General features: G+C 36.9%; 21 protein-coding genes. 1 reads left to right on the top strand and 20 read right to left on the bottom strand.

The annotated features are described in order from the left end of the window. Positions 1-239 precede the first annotated feature (239 nt). Positions 240-530 carry an AbrB/MazE/SpoVT family DNA-binding domain-containing protein gene (locus tag BN2144_RS00200; RefSeq protein ID WP_187366943.1) on the top strand — a complete coding sequence of 97 codons (291 nt, stop codon included), beginning with the start codon at positions 240-242 and terminating at the stop codon, positions 528-530. Positions 531-578: 48 nt separating this feature from the next. Here the strand turns inward: BN2144_RS00200 and rsmI are convergent, their stop codons facing one another. The 20 genes from rsmI to BN2144_RS20800 all read right to left on the bottom strand — a co-directional run bounded on the left by rsmI (position 579) and on the right by BN2144_RS20800 (position 21,889). Next, the gene (rsmI, locus tag BN2144_RS00195; RefSeq protein WP_407637992.1) at positions 579-1,427 is read right to left on the bottom strand and encodes a 16S rRNA (cytidine(1402)-2'-O)-methyltransferase; all 849 of its coding nucleotides are present in this window, start codon (positions 1,425-1,427) and stop codon (positions 579-581) included. A 4-nt stretch (positions 1,428-1,431) separates the two neighbouring features. Continuing rightward, on the bottom strand, positions 1,432-1,722 hold the full coding sequence (locus tag BN2144_RS00190) for a GIY-YIG nuclease family protein (RefSeq protein ID WP_033826359.1): 291 nt from the start codon (positions 1,720-1,722) through the stop codon (positions 1,432-1,434). After that, the gene (locus BN2144_RS00185; protein WP_033826358.1) at positions 1,709-2,452 is read right to left on the bottom strand and encodes a tRNA1(Val) (adenine(37)-N6)-methyltransferase; all 744 of its coding nucleotides are present in this window, start codon (positions 2,450-2,452) and stop codon (positions 1,709-1,711) included. Before BN2144_RS00185 ends, BN2144_RS00190 begins: the two co-directional genes overlap by 14 nt. 88 nt (positions 2,453-2,540) lie before the next feature. Then, the gene (gene yabA / locus BN2144_RS00180) at positions 2,541-2,915 is read right to left on the bottom strand and encodes a DNA replication initiation control protein YabA (RefSeq protein WP_033826357.1); all 375 of its coding nucleotides are present in this window, start codon (positions 2,913-2,915) and stop codon (positions 2,541-2,543) included. Between the two features lie 13 nt (positions 2,916-2,928). After that, positions 2,929-3,756, bottom strand: coding sequence for a PSP1 domain-containing protein (locus BN2144_RS00175; protein WP_033826356.1), 828 nt, complete (start codon positions 3,754-3,756; stop codon positions 2,929-2,931). 13 nt (positions 3,757-3,769) lie between these two features. Beyond that, positions 3,770-4,771, bottom strand: a complete 1,002-nt coding sequence (gene holB / locus BN2144_RS00170) for a DNA polymerase III subunit delta' (protein ID WP_230199672.1) — start codon at positions 4,769-4,771, stop codon at positions 3,770-3,772. A gap of 43 nt (positions 4,772-4,814) precedes the next feature. Continuing rightward, entirely contained in the window at positions 4,815-5,255 is a 441-nt protein-coding gene (locus tag BN2144_RS00165; RefSeq protein WP_033826355.1) for a YaaR family protein, read from the bottom strand. Between the two features lie 99 nt (positions 5,256-5,354). Beyond that, positions 5,355-5,684: a cyclic-di-AMP receptor gene (locus tag BN2144_RS00160; protein WP_033826354.1), complete on the bottom strand. Its 330-nt coding sequence runs from the start codon at positions 5,682-5,684 to the stop codon at positions 5,355-5,357. A gap of 187 nt (positions 5,685-5,871) precedes the next feature. After that, positions 5,872-6,513 (bottom strand): dTMP kinase, encoded by a 642-nt coding sequence (gene tmk / locus BN2144_RS00155; RefSeq protein ID WP_033826353.1) that lies wholly within the window; start codon positions 6,511-6,513, stop codon positions 5,872-5,874. A gap of 132 nt (positions 6,514-6,645) precedes the next feature. Then, positions 6,646-6,837: a sigma factor G inhibitor Gin gene (locus tag BN2144_RS00150; RefSeq protein WP_033826352.1), complete on the bottom strand. Its 192-nt coding sequence runs from the start codon at positions 6,835-6,837 to the stop codon at positions 6,646-6,648. Between the two features lie 432 nt (positions 6,838-7,269). Continuing rightward, positions 7,270-8,628 carry a glycerol-3-phosphate transporter gene (glpT, locus tag BN2144_RS00145; RefSeq protein ID WP_033826351.1) on the bottom strand — a complete coding sequence of 453 codons (1,359 nt, stop codon included), beginning with the start codon at positions 8,626-8,628 and terminating at the stop codon, positions 7,270-7,272. A 599-nt stretch (positions 8,629-9,227) separates the two neighbouring features. Beyond that, on the bottom strand, positions 9,228-10,895 hold the full coding sequence (locus BN2144_RS00140; RefSeq protein ID WP_033826350.1) for a glycoside hydrolase family 13 protein: 1,668 nt from the start codon (positions 10,893-10,895) through the stop codon (positions 9,228-9,230). Beyond that, complete coding sequence (locus BN2144_RS00135; protein ID WP_033826349.1) at positions 10,892-13,174, bottom strand: glycoside hydrolase family 65 protein; 2,283 nt, start codon at positions 13,172-13,174, stop codon at positions 10,892-10,894. Before BN2144_RS00135 ends, BN2144_RS00140 begins: the two co-directional genes overlap by 4 nt. Positions 13,175-13,200: 26 nt before the next feature. Continuing rightward, positions 13,201-14,046: a DUF1189 family protein gene (locus BN2144_RS00130; protein WP_033826348.1), complete on the bottom strand. Its 846-nt coding sequence runs from the start codon at positions 14,044-14,046 to the stop codon at positions 13,201-13,203. A 44-nt stretch (positions 14,047-14,090) separates the two neighbouring features. After that, on the bottom strand, positions 14,091-14,942 hold the full coding sequence (locus BN2144_RS00125; protein WP_033826347.1) for a sugar ABC transporter permease: 852 nt from the start codon (positions 14,940-14,942) through the stop codon (positions 14,091-14,093). Position 14,943: 1 nt separating this feature from the next. Then, positions 14,944-16,251 (bottom strand): carbohydrate ABC transporter permease, encoded by a 1,308-nt coding sequence (locus tag BN2144_RS00120; protein WP_033826346.1) that lies wholly within the window; start codon positions 16,249-16,251, stop codon positions 14,944-14,946. Between the two features lie 79 nt (positions 16,252-16,330). Next, positions 16,331-17,599, bottom strand: coding sequence for an extracellular solute-binding protein (locus BN2144_RS00115; protein WP_033826345.1), 1,269 nt, complete (start codon positions 17,597-17,599; stop codon positions 16,331-16,333). 262 nt (positions 17,600-17,861) lie between these two features. Beyond that, positions 17,862-19,670, bottom strand: a complete 1,809-nt coding sequence (locus BN2144_RS00110; protein WP_033826344.1) for a glycoside hydrolase family 13 protein — start codon at positions 19,668-19,670, stop codon at positions 17,862-17,864. Between the two features lie 603 nt (positions 19,671-20,273). After that, positions 20,274-21,230 (bottom strand): LacI family DNA-binding transcriptional regulator, encoded by a 957-nt coding sequence (locus BN2144_RS00105; RefSeq protein ID WP_033826343.1) that lies wholly within the window; start codon positions 21,228-21,230, stop codon positions 20,274-20,276. A gap of 509 nt (positions 21,231-21,739) precedes the next feature. Further along, the gene (locus BN2144_RS20800) at positions 21,740-21,889 is read right to left on the bottom strand and encodes a transposase (RefSeq protein WP_407637991.1); all 150 of its coding nucleotides are present in this window, start codon (positions 21,887-21,889) and stop codon (positions 21,740-21,742) included. Positions 21,890-22,077: the final 188 nt, after the last annotated feature.

Here is a 22,077-nt window from a genome sequence, read left to right as displayed (position 1 = left end):
TATATCTATTATCTATCATAACCGCTTTTATGAAAAAAATATACATAAAAAACGGGAAAAGTGCAACTTAACGGTATCAGACGGATGTTTTAACAAATTGTTCAATTTGTATCTCGATATAATGTAGTGGCAATTTCCATTTATTGACGATATTCCGAAATATTGGTACTATTGTAGTAAATAAGTATATTATTAAAAAAATACTAGAAATTGAAATGGAATATTTTTCGAGAGGGGAAATTAAAATGAAGTCAACGGGGATCGTCAGGAAAGTTGATGAACTAGGTCGTGTTGTTATTCCTATCGAGTTACGCCGGACTTTAGGCATTAGTGAAAAGGATTCATTAGAGATATATGTCGATGATGATAAAATTGTACTAAAGAAATATAAGCCTAATATGACTTGTTTAATTACAGGTGAGGTTTCCGAAGACAATATTGTCCTCGCTGACGGGAAAATTGTATTGAGCCGTCAAGGAGCAGAACAACTAATTTCTGAGGTCAAAAAATCATTCAATATTCCTGAGTAAATCAAGGGTTATTAAAAAAAGGGCCTTCAGTCGCCCTTTTTTCCATCATTATTCGTTCCCCTTCTCGTTAACATGATAATGTTGATAAACATCTCTTTTAGCCATTTGACGATCCTTTGCTGTTTTCTTAATTGCTTCCTTAGACGTTTCGCCTAGGGCAATATAGTAATTTACATGTTGAATAATATTCATCGAACTCCAAAACGCCGCTTCCGGAAGACTGGTGTCTAACTCGTCTGCCCCTTCAATGATGAGACAAAATTCCCCTCGTATATCATTTGTATTTATCCATTCAATTATTTCTTGAAGTGTCCCGCGAACATACTCCTCATACCTCTTAGTTAATTCTCTACATATTGCTGCTTTTCGATTACCTAAACAATCGTATATTGCTTGTACCGTTTCTTTTAATCGATGAGGTGCTTCATAAAAAATGATAGCAGATCGAATCGTCTTCAAACTTTTCAGCTCTTCTTCCCGCTCCTTTTTCCTTCTTGATAAAAAACCATAGAAATGAAAGGGTTGCGGTTGTATACCTGAAGCGGTTAAAGCAGTTAATGCTGCATTTGCCCCTGGTAATGAAATAACATGGATTTCCTCTTTCACTGCATCACGTACTAGTTCATAACCAGGGTCAGAAATTGCCGGCATCCCAGCATCACTAACTAACGCGATGTTCTTCCCTTCTCGTAGTTGTTCAAGCAGATGGAGTCCACTCGTTTCCTTATTATGTTCATGATAGCTCGTTAAGTGTGTACGGATTTCAAAATAATTAAGTAGCTTCCTCGTATTTCTTGTATCTTCCGCTGCGATTATATCTACTTCTTTTAAAATTCTTACCGACCGATAAGTCATATCTTCTAAATTACCTATTGGAGTTGGTACGATATATAATATACCTTTATCCTTCTGATAGCTTTTTTGTATATTCACTATGACAATACTCCTTCAAAAACGCCTCTTTTTTCTTTCGTGATAGTTTCTTAAAATGATACTCCGCACTCATTGCCTTACTTTTTGTTTCAAAGCACTCATAATAGAGTAGTTTAACCGGTGTTCGACTTCGAGTATATTTTGCCCCTTTTCCCGAATTATGTTCCTGCAATCTTCTTTTTACATCAACTGAATAACCACCATAAAAACTACCATCTGCACACTCTAATACATAAAAGTAGAATTTACTTTCCTCCATATAGTATTTGCTCCACTTCTTCTGTATAATTACCATCCTTTTCATAAACGAATAATGGTGGGAGAATTTTTAAATCGGGCTTTCCATCTTTTATTCCCTCTACTAAAATGGTATTCGCTTCTTTACCAGCTTTTGGATATACAAAACGCAACCTTTTTGGCTCTAACTTATATATTTTCATTAGCTCTAATATCTCCATTAACCTTCCTGGACGGTGAACAAAAGCTGCTTTTCCACCGGGTTTTACTAACTGGCTACTCACTTTAATGGTATCTTCTAACGTACAATATAGCTCATGTCGTGCAATGGCTAAATGTTCGTTTTCATTTATAATTGTTTGTTTTGATATCGGAAAGTATGGAGGATTACAAGTAACCGTGTCGAATTTATTATATCCTAATTTACTCGGCATCTCTTTTATATCGCCATGGATTATCCCTACCTGCTCGTCTAAATGGTTATATGTAACACTTCTTGTTGCCATTTGATAAAGCCGCTCTTGAATTTCTACACCTGTAATTTTTGCCTTCGTTCTTGTACTAAGTAAAAGGGGAATCACCCCATTTCCTGTGCATAAATCAATGATATTTCCCTTTTGTATAGGTAAATAAGCAAAGTTCGCTAATAAGACAGCATCCAGGGAAAATGAAAAAACAGATGGACTCTGTATAATTTTCAAATCTTCTGCTAATAAGTAATCTAATCGTTCATCATCATACAAGTGAACCATGAAATCCTCCAATTTTTTATCATTTCATCATTAATCAAAAATCTTTATGTTTTGTTAAAAAAACCTTCCTAGTAACGGAAGGTTAAAATTACTTGTTTTTATTTAGAAACGAAAGACAAAACATACAGTCTCCTTCTTTTCTCAAACTACCAAATTGCAAGTTACATATATGAAATCCTTCTTGATAGAGTCTTGCTAAATTATCATAACCTTCACCGATATCTAAGGAAACCTTTTGCTGAGCTTTATTTTTTTTATTTGCCTTTGTCTTTCCTTTTTCTTGTTGCCTGTAAAGTGGTTCCTCATCAATTCGTTTTCGTAATAGTTCATTTTCTAGTTTTAAAGAATGGTTTTCTTCAATGATTTGAGCCAAGTTTTGCTTCAGTTCCCCCAACTGTTTATATAGCTCTCCTATTCTCTGCTCCATACTACTCACCGAATCAAATAGATCCTTTTTATTCATTTCATCCACCTCGTTAATCCGCGGCTTTAGAAGAAATAACACCTTCTTCAATCATTTCATCTAATGTATACTCAATGATTTTATTTTGTTTCATTAGTTCTATTTGGATAACTTGTTCCATTATATTTAAACCAACAACTCTACCACTACCATGAGAAGTGTAGATAAATTCTCCTAGATCCGGCAATTGTTCCTTTGCACTTTCATACTCATCATTTTCATATTTTAAACAACACATTAATCTTCCACACAAGCCTGAGATTTTCGTTGGATTTAATGATAAGTTTTGGTCTTTCGCCATTTTTATTGATACAGGATCAAAGTCCCCTAAGAAGGTTGAACAGCACAGCATTCGCCCACAAGGACCAATACCACCTAGCATTTTTGCCTCGTCTCGGACACCGATTTGTCTTAATTCGATTCGCGTTTTAAATATTGCTGCTAGATCTTTAACGAGTTCTCGAAAATCAACTCGTCCATCCGCAGTAAAGTAAAAGATTATCTTATTCCGATCGAATGTATACTCAACATCGACAAGTTTCATATCTAAGTTATGTGCAGCAATCTTCTCCCCACATATATCAAATGCTTCCCTTGCTGCGAGTCTATTTTCATCAACTTGTAACATATCCTTTTCATCTGCAAGGCGGATGACCTTTTTTAAAGGTAAAACAACGTCATCCTCTCCTACCAACTTATTGGCTATAACGACCTTGCCAAATTCGATTCCTCTTGCCGTTTCAACAACAACAAATTGATCCTTTTCGATGAAAATGCCGTCTGGGTCGAAATAATATATTTTTCCAGCCTTTTTAAAACGTACACCGACAACATTATACAAAAGCTGATCCCTCCTACAACTTTATCATCAGCTGTTCCATTAAAAGTGGTCCACTTACATTGGACTGTAATCTTCTTTTTGCCTCCAATATTAGCGAAATTTGCTCGGTTATTCGGTTATTTGATAATTGTAGTGCATATTTCTGCCAAGTGCTCGTATATTCAGGATATACAAATTCCGTATCATTATCTAAATTTATATATAACAAATCTTTATAAATAAAGAGTAACATGTCGAGACCGATGTCGATTTGCTCCCTTGTTTTAAAAAATGGAAACCAATCTGTCTGTAAAAATAGGAGCGTATCCATCGTTGTTTGATTTATCTTTATTTCATATAATTTTAACACTAAATTTCTCGCTTGTAAAAACCATTGGTCCTCATTTAAATGAATTGCTTCATCTAAGCTATTCGTTAGGCTAGCTAATAACGGCGCACGTTCAACTCTTACACCACGATCTACCAACAATTTAATTAACTCTTCCTTTGGCAAGGGTTGGAAGGGTATATGCTGACATCTGGAGAAAATGGTAGGTAATATTTTCTGAATATGTTCTGTTATTAATATTGCTGTTGTTTCTTGACTAGGTTCTTCCAAAAATTTTAATAGACTATTCGCTGCATTTGTTGTCATTTTGTCAGCATGGATAATCATGTAAAATTTTCGGTTTGATTCCATTGCTTTTTTTGAGAATTCTTGTTGTAAAAGGGAAATTTGTTCTTTCTTTATGGAACTTCCATCTGGTTCTATAACATGTAAATCGGGATGATTACCATGGTTTATCCGCTTACATTGCATACATTCTTCACAAGGTTTGTAGCCTGCCACTAGATTTTCACAAAACATGGATTTTGCAAAGGCTAGTCCGATATCTTTTTTTCCTGTTCCTTTTATTCCTTCAAATAGATACGCATGGGCAATTCGCTTTTTTAATAATACTTGTCTTAAAATTTTCATAACAGTAGGCTGATAATTCTCTAGCTCGTCCCATGTTTTTGCATTCATATGATTCATGACACCCCCTTGGAACGAATGATTTGTTTCACTAATCTGTGATTTATCCATATAGGTTGATAATCAATCCTTTAATTTCACCAATAAGTCCTAAAATTTTTATCCGGTCGCTTTCTTGATTTAAAATTTCATCGGTTAGTTCAACTAATTTCGCATCAACCTTCTCTATTATTTGTAAAACTCTACTTTGTCCTTCACTGTCCCATGTATGTGACTTTTTCAGACCAATCCCTGTATCAACTGCCTCTTTCATTAAATGTTGAATTAAGGTTTTATATTTAGCTAAATCTCGAAAATTTCGAGAGCGACTAAGACGTTCTCCTGCCTTCTCAATTTCAGTAAAAAGTGCATGAATATTTCCTAATTGTAGCTTTTCATTTTGACTCTTAACAAGTTCTTGAAAGTTCGTAACACCTTGTCCATGAATTCTCGTATCTTGTTGAATTGAATCACGAGAAATTCGTAAATTTTGATTTACTTTCAAATACACAGCCCCTATCCATACATAGTATAGATTCTTTTACATTTCTTTAAGAAGTGACAGAATAAAAGCAATCGAGTTAATCCGATTGCCCTCAATAACTTAAAAATGAAAGAATTGTTCTACTGGCAATACAAAAACAGTTGCCCCACCCACTTCTACTTCAACAGGATATGGAATATACGAATCGGCATTCCCTCCCATAGGCGAAACAGGAGCCACTAATTGTTCTCTTGATCGGCAGTTATCTTTAATAATATCTAGTGCCTTATTCACGCGAATATCCTCAGTACCAATGATAAAAGTTGTATTTCCTGACTTTAGAAAGCCACCTGTTGTTGCAAGTTTAGTTACTCGAAAATTGTTATCCATTAGCGCATTTAATAACCGGTTACTATCTTGATCCTGTACAACAGCCAAGATTAATTTCATATTATCACCCCTAACCTAGGATTTTTATTTTCACTAATTTCTTACTACCATTATATCAATAAGAGGTAGGATAAATAAATATTAGGACATATTTTTATTATCATGCATGTATTTCCAAATTCGTACCCATCCCCATGGGCTTCTTATATTATATGTTTATAAGGGTAACCTGTTAAAACTTCATTCCTTACTTATGGTTAGACTTAAGATAGTCAAGAAGTAAATGTTTTGCCTCCTCCTTCACCGACTGAATAGGTTGATTGGCATTAATTTTTTTAATTCGGTCTGGAAACTTATTTAACAACTGTAAGTAACCTTCTCTTACCATTTTATGAAATTCCAACGTTTCTAAGTCCAAACGATTTAATTGATCTTGACGATGATTCCGAATTCGTTCTAACCCAATTTCTGGTTCTATATCAAAATAAAGTGTTAAGTTAGGCATGACACTCTCAATTGCAAAACGATTTATCATTAATACTTCTTCTATACCTATCTTCCTTGCGAACCCTTGATAGACGATTGAAGCATCAATAAAGCGGTCGCAAAGTACAACTTGTCCATTGTTCAACGCTGGTTTAATCCTCTCGACTAAGTGTTGCCTTCTTGCAGCGGCATAAAGTAATGCTTCTGTTCTTGAATCCATCTCAGTATGTTCTTTATCTAATATTATTTGTCGTATTTTCTCAGCAATCGGACTCCCACCAGGTTCCCGTGTTAATATAATAGGATAACCATCATTACGTAACTCTTCCGCAACCATATTTATGATTGTTGTTTTCCCCGCACCTTCAGGACCCTCTACTGTTATAAAAATACCATTCGTCATTATCTTGCCTCCATATTGTTCCATTCCATTTTAATAATTCAAGTATACATGAATGAAGGTAAACTGCAATTTGTATTAATCAATATGAATACGCCTGGATTATACCAAGCGTAAACGACCGAACTTATTATTCTAGGATAATATCTGTTTCCTCGTTACTTTACTTAATTGTTGTAAATAAAATTTATATAGCGGATGGTCTGTCTCAGTATGAACCATTTCCCTCTCACACTCAACACAGATGAATGAAGTATATAGATGATAACCCTTTTCCTTTTCCTCTTCACATATAATACATGTTTCCTTATTTATATCTCCCCTCATACGTTCCACCTCCATATATGTATTATGGTCTCTTATTCTAGAAATTATACAATTTATCAATATCTAAATAACTTTTACCCATTTAATTATATTTTATGTAAGTAGAACCTGTTTTTGTGTACTCAATATATTGTTTAAAAGATTTTTACTTTACTTTAGTCGTTTTGTTCCGAATACATAAAGTTAGCTCATTTTGCGAATAAAATAATAAGGGGATTTATAATATAAACATAAATTGTTTACTGGAATGTAATTACTTTTTATCATTCCCTTGGAAAAAATTCATTAAAAAAGAGACCTTAAGTAAGCATACAGTAGACGAATAAAGCAAGCAGCTTTATATGCTTTATTTTCTTAAGATCTCTTCATTTCAAAACCAGCATTCACTTGGTAAAAGATAAAGAAGTACATTGACTAATTCATAATAAATGACTATTTAATAACTTCTTGACCACGAACATTCCATGTAAATGCAAATACAATGGCTGCAAGTACACATGATATTGTTAATAATATAAATCCTGCATTCCATCCAGCCGCATCAACAATGACACCCATTAATGCATTTGCAGTTACTGTACCACCAAGGTATCCAAATAATCCTGTTAAGCCAGCAGCAGTTCCAGCAGCTTTTTTCGGTACGAAATCTAGTGCTTGTAAACCAATTAACATGACAGGTCCGTAAATTAAAAATCCAATCGCAATTAAACAAGCCATATCAATGATTGGGTGTCCTGCCGGGTTGAACCAGTACACAAGAACAGCAACTAATACACCAAGCATAAAGACAAAACCTGCTGGTCCCCGACGGCCTTTAAACACTTTATCTGATATCCAACCACATAGTAATGTGCCTGGAATACCTGCCCACTCATATAGGAAATAGGCAATACTGGATTTATCCATATCAAACCCTTTTTCCTCACTTAAATATGTTGGTGCCCAATCAAGAACTCCATATCTTACAAAATAAACAAAGATATTAGCGATTGCTATTGCCCACACCCATTTATTATTTAATACATATTTAAACAATATTTCCTTCGTTGTTAGTTCTTTTTCTAATGTTTCCTTCGTTTTCGTTGGATAGTCATTTCGATATTCCTCAATTGGAGGTAAACCAACCGATTGTGGCGTATCACGGATTAAGAAGTAGGAAATAATAGCGATAACAATTGCCACTAATGCTGGTAATATAAACACTCCTTCAAACCCAGCTTTGGATGTCCCCATGAATGTTGCGAACAAAGCAGCTCCTCCTACTGCAATGGGTGCCATTAATCCACCACCAACATTATGTGCTACATTCCAAATCGCTGTTTTACTCCCCCGCTCACTTACACTATACCAATGAACGAGTACACGACCGGATGGAGGCCAACCCATTCCTTGGAACCATCCTAAAATAAATAACATGATAAACATAATTGAAACTGAAGATGTAAATAGTGGGAAAAACCCCATTAATAAGCTAACTATAGCTGATAAAACTAATCCTAATGGTAAAAATACGCGGGGATTACTACGATCTGATACAGTCCCCATGACAAATTTACTAATACCATATGATATCGAAACAGCAGATAAAGCAAGTCCTAATTCCGTTTTTGAAAATCCTTGTTCTGTTAAGTATGGCATAGCAATTGAAAAGTTTTTTCTCAACAAATAGTATGCTGCGTACCCAATAAAGATACCAATAAACACTTGGAGTCTGTATTTCTTATACTCCGAGTCAATTTTGTCTTTTGGAAGTCTTTCAATTGGCGGAGCAGGTTGTAAAAATTTTAGCATAAAATTCCTCCCGTATAAATAATCCCCCATTAACAATGACCGACACAACAAAAAGCCATACCTAATATTTACTTACTTTCTGTTGAAAGCAGTAATGATAAGTATGGCCTCTCGTATCTCCACCATCGTTAACTTTTCTTTAATATATTAATATAACTTGAAAGCGATGTCAATACAATTTTTACTATATTAATAGTAAAAATAAGAAGGAATTAAAAACTGTATCAATAAGCAATCATGGAAATACTTTAATCACTAATTCACCGCTTTTCGAGAAAAATACATAAAAAAGTAAAGTCACTCGTGAAATCCTCTATTTATGTTTGCAATGATACTAAACGTTAAGATGGATTTCTAAGTACATTTTGTACGAATTAGGTTCGATTAATACCGAAATTGTTTTTAAAAAGTAAGAGGGGCTGTTCCTGTTACCGTTTCAAGAACAGCCCTTTTATTTAATATTTCACAAGTAGATGTTCACCCAAACGATTCCCTTCATAAATCAGGTACAACATGTGACATTGAAGAATTGACGGCTTGGGGAGAAGCGCCTATAATGTTCCTCATCCTGTGCCATCTTCCAGAAATAACCCCTCCATTCATTTCTCCATATAATAAATTGCAGCTTCGTAAGGACGGAATAATGTACTCGTTTCTGCACCATCATAGTTTCCAAGCAACAAACTCCAATTTCCATCAGGTTTTTCAAAACTTACCGTATGCTCACTGATATTGGCAGCAACGAGCAATTTCTCTGACTCATTTTCTCGCGTATACACGTACAAGTTAGGATGATTCGGTAACAATAGTTCATACCGACCGTCCACAAACACATCATATGTATGGCGTAACTTAATTAACGATTGATAGTAATAAAAAATCGAGTTTGGATCAGCAAGTGCTTTGGCAACATTAATTTCCGGATAACGTGAATTTACTTTCAGCCATGGCGTTCCAGTTGTAAAACCGGCATTTGGAGAGTCGTCCCACTGTACTGGCGTCCGTGCATTATCGCGTCCCTTTTTCCTAACAGCTGTTAAAAATTCATCCTTCGACATCATTTGATTTTCCACAACAAGTTCTCTGTAGGCGTTTCGTATTTCAATATCGTCATATTCTTCTAATTTTAACTCAGCATTCACCATTCCGATTTCTTCCCCTTGATAAATAAAAGGCGTTCCTTTTAACCCGTGTAAAATCGTTGCAAAAGCTTTGGCACACTCAATACGATAGTTTGTATCATTTCCCCAACGCGACACGACACGCGCCTGATCGTGATTTTCCAAATATAGCGCATTCCATCCGGTATCCGAAAGTGCATACTGCCAGCGAGAAAGTGTTTGCTTTAATTCAATCAAATCAAATGGCTTCAGTGCCCATTTACCCGCCGGACTACCTGGCATTGTATCAACATCCATATGTTCAAAATTGATAATCATATTCAACTCATGGCGGTCGGCACTTGTGTACATTTTAGCTATTTCAACATCGGATCCAATCGCTTCACCGACAGTCATACAGTCATACTTTGAAAGTACTTCACGGTTCATCTCTTGGATAAACTCATGGAGACGAGGACCGTTTGCATGGTATTTACCAACACCGTACTTTTGTTCCTTTGGAAGTTCATAATCGGGAAAATCGAGAAATTTCGAAATAGAGCCAATCACATCCATTCGCCATCCATCTACCCCTTTATCCATCCAATATTTCATCATATTATATACTTCTTTACGAACCTTTTCGTTTTCCCAATTTAAATCAGGCTGCTTCTTGCTAAAATAATGCAAATAATACTGACCGGTTTTTTCATCATATTCCCAAGCGGAACCCGAAAACATCGACCCCCAGTTATTTGGCGGGGAACCATCCGACTTTGGATCCTTCCAAAAATAAAAATCGCGATACGGATTATCTTTTGACTTCCTACTTTCTACAAACCAAAAATGTTCATCAGATGTATGGTTAACGACGAGGTCCATCACCACTTTAATATCCCGTGCGTGGGCTTCAGCAATCAACTGGTCCATGTCTTCGTTTGTCCCGAACATTTTATCAATCTTACGGTAGTCGCGAATGTCGTAACCATTGTCATCCTGCGGGGAGTCGTACACAGGACTGATCCAAATACAGTTAATTCCAAGTTCTTTTAAATAATCCAGCTTTGCAATAATTCCTTGCAAATCACCAATTCCATCGCCATTTGTATCATAGAAACTGCGAGGGTAAATTTGATAGACAACTGCCTTTTTCCACCATTCTATCAAGATTTCTCATACTCCTTCGTATAGGTATTTGTTAAATTGATAGACTCCTCAAATAGTTTTAATTCGAGTGGTTCCCCTTCAAGCAAGGAGACCGTTACGTGTCTTTTGTTCACATTGACTTCTAGGAGACGATTCCGGTAATTAATTTTAAATGCATACGCATCCCAGATTTTTGGTAAAAATGGCGCAAAAGACAATGTTTCATTGAATGTTCGCATACCAGCAAAACCATGGACGATTGAAAGCCAACTTCCGGTCATCGACGTTATATGCAACCCATCTTCTGTATCATGGTTATAATTATCCAAATCAAGGCGAGATGTCCGTTTATAAAGCTCCACCGCTTTATCCTCTTTCCTAAGTTCAGCAGCTAAAATAGCATGGACACAAGGGGAAAGACTCGATTCATGGACAGTTAACGGTTCGTAAAATTCAAAATGTCGTTGCTTCTCTTCCAATGTAAACTCATCATTAAAGAAATAAAAACCTTGTAGTACATCAGCTTGCTTAATATAGCAGGAACGCAAAATACGGTCCCAAGACCAATGCTGGTTGAGTGGTAGGTCTTCTATCGGTATGGCACTGATTGGTTGAATTGGCTTATCTAAAAAACCATCCTGCTGTAAAAAAATGTCAAGTTTTTCATCATACGGAAAGTACATCTGGTCGATGATATCATGCCATTGTGCCAGTTCTTTTTCCGTAATATTGAGCGCCGTTATTTTTTCTTTTCCAATTTTATCGAGTGATGCAATTGTGAATTTAAGTGTCCAGACAGCAATCCGGTTGGTATACCAGTTGTTGTTTACATTATTTTCATATTCATTCGGCCCAGTTACACCGTGAATCATGTATTTTTGCTTTTGTTCCGAGAAATGAACACGGTCGGCAAAAAAGCGACTAATCCCAACAAGGACATCAATTCCAAATTGGTTAATGTACTCCTTATCCCCTGTATAATTAACATAATTATAAATCGCATACGCAATCGCACCATTTCGGTGGATTTCTTCAAAGGTTATTTCCCATTCATTGTGACATTCGACCCCAGTGAATGTGACCATTGGGTATAGAGCACCTTTGAGTCCGAGTTTTTTTGCATTTTCGTAAGCTTGTGGAAGATGATTGTACCGGTAAAGCAGCAAGTTCCTCGTTACTTCTGGAGATGTGACAGAAAGATACATCGGTACAGCATACGCTTCTGTATCCCAGTAAGTTGCACCTCCATATTTTTCACCGGTAAAACCTTTTGGTCCAATGTTTAATCTTGGATCATCTCCATAATAGGTGGAAAAGAGTTGAAATAAATTGAAGCGAATGCCTTGCTGTGCTTCCGGATCCCCGACAATACGGACATCAGCTTTATCCCAACGTTTTTGCCATGCTGCCGCGTGTTCTTGGAATAATTCTTCATACCCGCTTTCTAATGCTTGATCGAGTAATTCATACGCACGGGATAACAATAACTCTTTTTCATAGTCTCTACTTGTTGTAACAGCAATTATTTTTTCTAAGTGAAGAGATTCATTTTCCCCTAACTCTTTTTCATAAATTTGTTCAGCATACAACGGTTTTGCTTGATGGGTGGTCAAAATTGCATCCGTTCTGCATCCCATCGTAGCTGCAACAGTAAAACGGGGAACACCAAACGGATTTTCAATTGTTTCCGTAATAACAGCTGCCCGCGTCTCGTTTACTTCGGAATGGATGTCCATCCAAAACAACTCATCATAATTCGCGTCTTCATTTTTTACATTTCCATCTAAATACGGTATCAACTTGATAGTAGCCGGTTTTCCAAGATTCATAGCGCGAAATCGGATAGCCGCAATTTCTTTATGTACGATGCTGAAAAAACGTTCTATCTCAATTTTGACCATTTTTTCGGACTTTTTAACAATATAGGAATGACGCACAACTGCTTTTTTCATATCGAGTTCTAGTTGAAATTGTTCAAGAGAATCAATAAATAGATCGATTTCTTCTTGATCAATCCATATACGTAATCCGACAAGATTGATAGCGTTGATGACTTTTCCAAAGTAGTCTGGATAACCGATTTTCCACCAGCCAACCCTGGTTTTATCGGGATACCATATCCCTGCAATATAGGTTCCTTGGTGATGGTCACCGGAATAAGTCTCTTCAAAATTGCCGCGCATACCCATATAGCCGTTACCCAAAGAGGTGAGGCTTTCTTGCAGTCGAATATGTTCCCGGTGAAGCTGTGTAGTTTTTAATGTCCATTCATCCACATCAAAAAGCCGGTTGTAATACATAAAAGGGCCTCCTTATCAACATCTGATTAATTCATACTTTCTTCTGATAAAAACTTAGTCCTAAAAAAGATAAATGCAATGATAATAACAATCCCTAAAGATTGAATCATTAATAGCACAGTAATATTAGCACCTGCAAAGCCGGCAATCATGGCTAGAATTGAAGGGCATCCTGCAGCAAACATTGTTATGGTTGCTGCCTGTTTAAAAGTTTGGATACCGGAGTAACTTGAAAACTTTGTCAACCAAAGTATAAGAGACACCGCACCCATTAAAACAAAATTACTTGAAAAGAGCATGGCCAACATGGAACCTGAAATTAACGGAATGAGGTTGACTTTGAATTGCTGAAACCAGAGCTCTCCTGCAAAAGCGGCAAGATCGTCTCCATTGCGAACTTTTTTTCCTGCGTCATTTTGCGGATAGCGTACCGAAAAGCCAAACCCGTTTTCATCAGTCAAGATTAGCCGGTTTTTTTGAAAAACGAGTGCATTTTTATAATGATCAACTTTTTTATGATACTGATCTCCGGAAACAGAAAAATCCTCGTTTGCATTAATGGAAATAAGTGTATCCCCGTCAACCAATTCATAGGCTTGAGCTTGAAGAATGCCATTGTTAATCTTCATGTTAACAGCCGGGCCGGAATAACCGGTCTTGACCGCTTCATATAAATTTGGCATGATTCTCCCTAACTCGAAGCTTTCCGTACGTGCAAAAGATAATGAGAGTGGTGCAATCAGGCATGCGTTTAAGAAAATAAACACGAGTGCAATTTTCAACCAACCAAGATCTCTCCTATGCCGATACATTTTTACAGGTGAAAATATATTTGCAAAATAGTTGATAGGGAATCTTTGAATCTGTTCCATCTATAACCCCACACTTTTTAAAAGATTCATCTAATGGATAATAACTACCCTTTTGTTCCTCCAGAAGTAAGTCCGGATACAAAGTTTTTTTGTAAGAAGAAAAATAAAATACAAATTGGCAAGGCGGCTAAAAAGGCACCTGCAGCAAACAAGGTCACTTTTTGATCAGTTGGATTGGAAATAAACTGTTGCAGACCAACCGCAACTGTTAAATGTTCCGGTGTCCTGAGCAAAAATTTTGCTAACAAGAAATCCCCGAAAGGACCCATAAATGCCCAAAGCGCTTGAACGGCGAGCATCGGCTTTACAAGCGGAAGGACGATTTGCCAAAATACTCTTAAATGCCCCGCACCATCGATTCTTGCTGATTCATCCAAATCACGCGGTACAGTATCAAAATATCCTTTCATCAGCCATGTATTCATTGGAATCCCGCCGCCGACATAAAGGAGCGTTAAAAACCAGTAAGTATCCAAGGCATTTAAAATGTTTGCCAATACGTAGAATGCCGTTAATGCAGCCATCGTTGGAACCATTTGTATAATCAGGAAAAAGACTAAGCTGTATTTCCTGCCCTTAAAACGGTAACGACTGTAAGTGTAGCCGGCAAGCGTCACAATTACGACTTGAAGTACCATTGTGGCAACTGCAATAATGAGCGTATTTATATACCAATTTTTATACAACGTATTTGTAAACAGCTCGCGAAAATTATCCAGCGTCCAGTTAGAATGTAAATCTAACTGGAAAGAAACAATATTCGCTTCCCTGAAAGCTGTGGAAACGGTAATTAACAATGGATAAATAATAATCAAGCTTAATAATAATAAAAATGCATATGTGAAAAACCGATTGCAAAAGCGGGCAAATTTTTGGCTTTTCATGAACTCTCCCATGTTACATCATCTCCTCATTGCCAAATGCATTCGTTTTCTTAAAGGCGATTAGCGAGACGCCAATTACAATAAAAGAAATCATTAGCGTAATCGCGGCTGCCATTGCGTATTGCGGTGAGGTACCGGTTGTCAGTTTATAAATCCAGGAAATTAAAATATCAGTTGACCCCGCTCCGGAACCGACACTGCCTGGTCCGCCATTATTAAAGAGATAAATAATAGAGAAGTTATTGAAGTTAAAAGTGTACTGTGTAATCAGAACTGGCGCAGTTGCAAACAAGATCATCGGTAATGTTATCCTCCGAAACTTTTGCCAGAAATTTGCACCGTCAATCCGTGCCGCTTCATATAAATCCCCTGGTATTGACTGTAAAACGCCTGTAACCATTACAAAAATATATGGGAAACCAAGCCATGTTTGGATCATGATTAAAGCCACTTTCGTCCAAAACGGATCTGTTTTCCAAGAGATCGCCGGAATATCTGTAAATAACAGGTGGTTAATCGCTGGAATAACTTGGGTATTAATGGCACCGATACTGTCGTTAAAAATATTGGAAAAACTCATGATGGTAATGAATGCGGGTATCGCCCATGGAAGTAAAAAGATAATCCGGAATAAACGTCTGCCTTTAATGAAATCTTGGTTGGCCACAATCGCTGTTAATATCCCAAGCACGATTTGACCGGTTGTGGCACATAATGTCCAAATGATTGTCCAGCTGAACACACTTGTAAAAGTTTCACGATACGAACTGAGAGAAAAAATATTTAAAAAGTTTTTTAGTCCGACCCAGTCAATCAACTTGAATGGCGGAATATGATAAAAATCATAATTGGTAAAAGCGGTAAATAAAGTTACTAGTACAGGAAATATGATAACAAACGTCATAGCAAGATAGGCCGGAATTGTTAATAAATAAGGAAAACCCGAATCCCAAGCATTTTTTAAAATAGCTTTGGCCGTGGTGTTGGCTTTTCCTTTCACATTCCATATTGTAGCTACACGTCTCGCATCATAGATGTTCAAAAAATAAAATACAAGAAACAATAGAATGACAATGATTTGCAATGAACCTTTTATAAGCAAAAATAGTGAATGATCAACCCGCGGCGTTGTCCCTAATGTGATAAAACCAGTTAAAGCCGGTATACCAGCAATAGCCATTTGGAAGACGAAAAGAAGAAATATTGCTATGAAGATGACTCCTTTAAAAGGCTGTTTGTTGTAAAACTGACCGAGGCCAGGAATCAAGGAATATAAGCCGGCTTTACGGACATTCTTCAGCTTATTTTGTTCGATTTCCATTTTTTGTACCTCATTTCCATTAAACTTGCTAATTTGAAAGCCAGATGGGGAAAACCCCATCTGGAGTGGAATAAAATTTTTATTTAGAATACTTCTGAGCAATATTGTCTTTAATAATTTTTACAGCTGCATCGGCTGCTTCTTGCGGTGTTTTCTTTCCAGAAGCGGCGTCATACATGATTGATTCCATGCCGGTCCAAACTTCGGCCATTTCAGGAATATTTGGCATTGGCTGAGCAGATTTATATTGTTCGATGACGGCTTTTGCCAATTCGTTATCTGTGCCTGCTGCTTTTTCACGGGCAGCTGGATTTGCCGGAATTTCATTATATTCTTCAAAGAACTTGTAGTTGTTATCTTCATTCGTTACATAATTAATCCATTTTTTTGCCAATTCCGGTTCATTTGTATAGTTGGAGGCGACCCAGCCTTTTCCTCCTGCAAACGGTTGATATTCATTGCCATTTGGAAGTGTTGGGATTGGGGCTATTCCGAAATTCAAGTTTGCCTTCTTGAAATTTTCAGCCGACCATGGTCCGTCAATAATAGTTGCTGCTTTACCTTTAGTGAATACTTCCGTTACAAAGTCACCGGAACTTTTGACATCTTTCATCCCTTTTGGCCATATATCTTGAAACCAGTGTGTCGCATAGGTAATAGCTTCCACGGAACCTTCATTGTTTAAACCAATATCTTTCGTATTTGTTCCATTATCTCCGAAGACATAACCACCGTAACCAGCCAATAGTCCATAGCTAAAGTAGAAATCTGTCCATTTTGCTAGAAAACCAGTATTTTTGCCGGATTCGGATTCAAAAGCATATTTACTGTCCTTTGCCAGTTTTTCGAGGTCAGAAAAAGTTTGCGGAGGTGAAGAGATTAGATCCTTATTGTAATAGAGTACAAGTGTTTCGATAACAAATGGGACACCGTAATATTTATTATCAATTGTGACTTGCTGTTGATCTTTTTCGTCAAAAGCACTTACATCTTCCTTACTAAGCTCAAGTAGGTGACCCTGTTGGCCAAGCCCGCCAATACGGTCATAAGCAGCAAGTATAACATCCGGTGCTTTTCCTGCCGGCCCATCAAGCGGAAGAGCTTCAAGCTGTTCAAACATCGGCTTTTTCACAATTTTTACAGTGACATCATTTTGTTTTTCAAAATCTCCCTTAATACTGTTAATATAGTCTGCATATTTTTCTTCAACGGAAACGGTGAGCGTTTTTTTGCCACCGCTATCTGAAGAGGAATTGTCGTTTGTTTCTTTCTTTCCTCCACATGCGGATAAAGCAAAAGTAATACTAAAAATTAGTGTGAGGACAAACAGCTTCTTTAACACTTTCATTTTTTTAACCTCCCTTTTTTATTACAACCTCATTATAGTTGACGTCAGGAAACGTTTACAACGTTAATTTCCCTGTTACCGTTAACAAAATATAACCCCACTTTCAATCGTCTGGTAGAGTTAGGATATAAAAACTCTGCGACTGCCTAACCCTTAGGTGAGAGCAGAGCAGCTGTTTTAGGAAACTACCGTCAGTGGGGTTTCTTCGACTTGACTGAAGGATAAGAAACTTCACAAGACCTGCCGTCAAGATAGAGAAAAGTTAATTTATTATTTCCAAAATAGTAAATTGCTTAGGTGCAAGCACAAGTATATCTTCCTGAACGGGTTTATTTTCCCAAATATTTTTGACAGAGTTTGAATTATCCACATTCAGATCACTCCATGGAATGGACTGTTCCGCCGCGGACCGATTAAAGGCAAATAGTAACGTATGGTTTTTGTCTTTCCGTAAGATGCAGATCACTTCTTTATCGTTTTCATTTTTCAGCCAGATCAAATCGCCGTATGTCAATGTCGATTGATAATCTTTACGGAACCGGATTAGTTTTTTCATAAAGGTGAGCATGTCGTGATCCTGTTTGTCTTCCTCCCACACCATACATTTTCGGCAGAGTGGATCAGCGCCGCCATCTATGCCGACTTCTGTCCCGTAATAAATGCATGGTGTACCCGTATGTGCAAACATAAATGCAAGGGCAAGTTTAGCTTTTTGTTTATCACCGCCGCATTTGGTCAAAATTCTCGGTGTATCATGACTGTCGAGCATATTAAACAGGACTTCATTGTTTGACTTCATATAATGCATAAACTGTTGATTGATGCTGTACATCATTTTTTCAGCGGATATTTTTTCTTCCACAAAATATTCAATAATTGTCTGCGTGAACGGATAATTCATCACGGAATGGAATTCATCGCCCATAAGCCAAGGCCAAGAATCATGCCATATTTCACCAAGAATAAAAATATCATGCTTTTCTTTAACAACCGTATGATGGAAAGTTTTCCAGAAAGTATGGTCAACTTCATTGGCTACATCAAGTCGCCAACCGTCAATATCAAATTCCCGAATCCAATAAGTTGCAATATCAAGCAGATATTTTTGTACTTCAAGATTGGCTGTATTGAGTTTTGGCATGCTCGTTGTAAAAGCAAATGTATCGAAGGATAGTGTATCTTGCCCGTCAATATTGCCGTTTTCTCCTTCACGGACCGGGAAAGAATGAATGTGAAACCAATCTTTATATTTCGAGTTTTCCCCGTTTTTTAATACATCCTGCCATTGCATCGAGTTTTTTCCGATATGATTGAATACAGCATCGAGCATAATCCGAATCCCCCGTTTATGTGCCTCCTTCACAAGCTTGCGGAAAGTTTCCTTGTCTCCGAAATGTGGGTCGATAGCATAGTAGTCAATCGTATCATACTTATGATTGGATGGTGACTCAAAAATCGGTGTCAAATAAATTCCATTAATCCCAAGGTCACTCAAATAGTCCAAATGGTCAATAATCCCCTGCAAGTCCCCACCAAAAAAGTCGTTTACACCAGGGTCTTTACTACCCCAAGGCAAGGCATTTTTTGGGGAGATATCCGTGTTTCCATTTGCAAATCGCTCAGGGAAAATTTGGTACCAAATAGTTGACTTCACCCATTCTGGGGCTTTAAACATATCCGTTTCATGTAAAAAAGGGAATTTAAAATAATAATCAAGAACATTTAGTGTATCTTCATTCAGCGGATAAAAGCCGCGGCCACCATAAAAAATATTATTACCATCTAGGTCCGTAAGTAAAAATGCATATTGTAAGCGACGATGTGGTGGCTTTACTTCTACAAACCAATAATCATGTGCCTCAGTTTCTGCAATCTTTGTCATACTTACACGTTCATACTGCCAGTGGTATTCCTCTGATTCATTTTTTTTATATAAATAAGGATCACCCCAAATAAGTAGAACTTCAGCAATATCCTTCTTCTTTGTACGTAACTTCAAATGCATCGTTTCTTTGTCATATGCATATGCATCCGCACTGAATGGGTGGTGGAAAATTCCGGCTAATTCCATGATTGTTCCTCCTCACTTTTGTTGTTTTGATGAAGTAAATCATGGTAACAATAAGATTTGCGTTATTTAATAAAACTTTGCAAACATTCCCATAGAAAATAGCACACGAAGGACAGTTGATATTGGTTAACTTAGTTAATGGATATTGTCCATCAACGTATGCTAGCTAACGAGTAAGAAAATAATTATATATTTTCGAATCTCATCAACATTACCCTGATTTACTTTATACTCCTTTTTTAGCGTACCATCACCTATAGATGAATAACAGATGTTATGTTCATGTTAGCGGTAACAAATTTAATATGAGGGCATACTGCTCACTGGTCTTTCGTATTTATCGGCTTTTAATCTCGACAAGTGACTGACAAAGATTGGGTGAACAATTCGCTCGGGTACATATTTAGGGCCGTCCAGAAAGTCCTATTTTTTGATTTCTGGATGCCCATATTCATGTTCAAAACCTTGATATATCGCTATTCTTGATTAGCACATTTTTTAGGGCAACCTCTTTCATATCGCAGTCTTTTATCTTCCACCTTTATCCGCCAACTTTGGTTTTGATATTAGAAAATAAAAAAGCAGCCTGTTTCGAAGGCTGCTCTATATATGAATTGTTGACGCACGCACGAGCAGTTCAGGTTCAAAAAACCGATGCCCTTGTGCCTTACCATCTTCCTGAATTTTTTTTAACAGCATACGGGCGCAGGCTTCACCCATCTCAACAACCGGCTGACGGATTGTTGTAATATGTGGAGACGAAATACGGTCCAGAAAAACGCCGTCAAATCCTGTAACCGCAACCTGATCGGGAATCTGTAACTGTAATGACTGTGCAGCCCTGATCACACCTAGGGCAATCCGATCACTCGCACAGACAAATGCACATTTTTCTTTCCAATTGGACAAGATTTTCTTCGCATTTCTTTCGGCTACTCTCGAACTGTTTTTCATCCCGTACAAATAACTAGGTAATCCATATGAGTCAACTGTATCCAAATAACCCTTCAACCTTGAAGACATAAACGGTTCCTTTAAATCAATTCCGAAAAAGTAAATTTTCTCGAATCCCAAGCTAACTACGTGCCTTGTCGTAAGACGTGTACCTTTTTCATTGTCCACATCGATAAAATCATAGCCTCTGTCACTTTGGCCAAACAAAATAAGTGGCTTAGAGAATTCCTTTAAGATTGTATCATAATCATAACTGCGGACACCTGTAGCAATCATACCATCACATTGGCCAATATCCATCGATTTCCGTGTAACAAGCTGGAAACTATAATAGTTTCTATCTAATTCTTTGGCAATACCGGCCAATAAATTCATGTAGTAAGGTTCGGTTGTATCCATTTCTTCTAAAATAAGGAACTTGATTACTTGAGTACGGTTTGATACCAGCGCACGTGCGGCATAATTTGGTACGTAGTTTAACTTTTCCATTGCATCATAAACTATTTTTTTCAAATCATCACTGACTTGTTCTGGGTGGTTAATTACTCTTGATACAGTCATTTTGGAAACATGAGCCAGTTTTGCCACATCAGAAATAGTTACCATATACACTCATCCCTTATTTTTTAAAGCTTATACGCTTTCAATAGTAATAAATGAAAACTCTTGAGTCTTCTCTCCCCGGAGATTTGCATCTATCAATCTATCAGCCGTACTAAAATCGACAGTAAAACTTCCGGTCACCCTTATCAGCAAACTACTTCCATTTAAGACGTCATCCGTATTCATAAATCTGTCTAAATTTTTATTTATTTCATTATACCATATAGATTATAAAATCAGTAAACCGGTATCTTAACTTTAATCATATAAGTAAAATAAAAGAAAACTTAAATGTGTTTTATCAATTAGTTAGAGATTCTGGAATGAAAGAATTTCTGCGCAGCATATGGACATACCTTCTGAACCATTTTCTTTCACTTGATTGAACCATTCACAATAAGCCTCTTTTAATTGATATGCCATATTTAATTCCTTCGACTCATCACGATACTAATCTAGAAACCCTCTCTCATTTTCAGTTCGTTTCGCACTATCTTTATAAAATACATATTTCATTTTTTTACACTTTTTGGCAGAATCCATCCTGATACCTTATCAAGTGCCCAATAGATATAGCGACAAAAATGAAAGGGATCATCTACAATTAGTGGATGATCTAAGGCCTTTCGCACAGCCGATTTAAAGGAAGGGATTGTGTCCATAATGAATATTTTTTTTAGAAACTTAATAATTAACTCATTTTTTCTCACCCTAAATAAAAAAAGAGGCTGGGACAAAACTCCAGTAAAATAAAAATTAAGGCGTTGGAGCTTACACTAAAAAGTGTAGACCCAACGCCTTTTTTGTCACAATTCTAGTAAACAAAAAGGGCACCTTTTGATAAAATTAA

The sequence above is a fragment of the Bacillus andreraoultii genome, from assembly GCF_001244735.1.
Lineage (GTDB): Bacteria > Bacillota > Bacilli > Bacillales > Caldibacillaceae > Caldifermentibacillus > Caldifermentibacillus andreraoultii.
The sequence above is the reverse complement of the archived record's forward strand: the minus strand, read 5'-3'. Positions and strand labels throughout refer to the sequence as shown.

Bases quoted from the DNA above. Each gene is read 5' to 3' on its own strand.
- BN2144_RS00110 (WP_033826344.1), bottom strand. From the start codon at position 19,670: ATGGAATTAGCCGGAATTTTCCACCACCCATTCAGTGCGGATGCATAT.
- BN2144_RS00150 (WP_033826352.1), bottom strand. From the start codon at position 6,837: ATGAGGGGAGATATAAATAAGGAAACATGTATTATATGTGAAGAGGAA.
- BN2144_RS00125 (WP_033826347.1), bottom strand. From the start codon at position 14,942: ATGGGAGAGTTCATGAAAAGCCAAAAATTTGCCCGCTTTTGCAATCGG.
- BN2144_RS00105 (WP_033826343.1), bottom strand. From the start codon at position 21,230: ATGGTAACTATTTCTGATGTGGCAAAACTGGCTCATGTTTCCAAAATG.
- BN2144_RS00190 (WP_033826359.1), bottom strand. From the start codon at position 1,722: ATGGAGGAAAGTAAATTCTACTTTTATGTATTAGAGTGTGCAGATGGT.
- BN2144_RS00185 (WP_033826358.1), bottom strand. From the start codon at position 2,452: ATGGTTCACTTGTATGATGATGAACGATTAGATTACTTATTAGCAGAA.
- tmk (WP_033826353.1), bottom strand. From the start codon at position 6,513: ATGACGAATGGTATTTTTATAACAGTAGAGGGTCCTGAAGGTGCGGGG.
- yabA (WP_033826357.1), bottom strand. From the start codon at position 2,915: ATGAATAAAAAGGATCTATTTGATTCGGTGAGTAGTATGGAGCAGAGA.
- glpT (WP_033826351.1), bottom strand. From the start codon at position 8,628: ATGCTAAAATTTTTACAACCTGCTCCGCCAATTGAAAGACTTCCAAAA.
- BN2144_RS20800 (WP_407637991.1), bottom strand. From the start codon at position 21,889: ATGGACACAATCCCTTCCTTTAAATCGGCTGTGCGAAAGGCCTTAGAT.
- BN2144_RS00115 (WP_033826345.1), bottom strand. From the start codon at position 17,599: ATGAAAGTGTTAAAGAAGCTGTTTGTCCTCACACTAATTTTTAGTATT.
- BN2144_RS00130 (WP_033826348.1), bottom strand. From the start codon at position 14,046: ATGGAACAGATTCAAAGATTCCCTATCAACTATTTTGCAAATATATTT.
- holB (WP_230199672.1), bottom strand. From the start codon at position 4,771: ATGAATCATATGAATGCAAAAACATGGGACGAGCTAGAGAATTATCAG.
- BN2144_RS00160 (WP_033826354.1), bottom strand. From the start codon at position 5,684: ATGAAATTAATCTTGGCTGTTGTACAGGATCAAGATAGTAACCGGTTA.
- BN2144_RS00135 (WP_033826349.1), bottom strand. From the start codon at position 13,174: ATGTATTACAACCGGCTTTTTGATGTGGATGAATGGACATTAAAAACT.
- BN2144_RS00120 (WP_033826346.1), bottom strand. From the start codon at position 16,251: ATGGAAATCGAACAAAATAAGCTGAAGAATGTCCGTAAAGCCGGCTTA.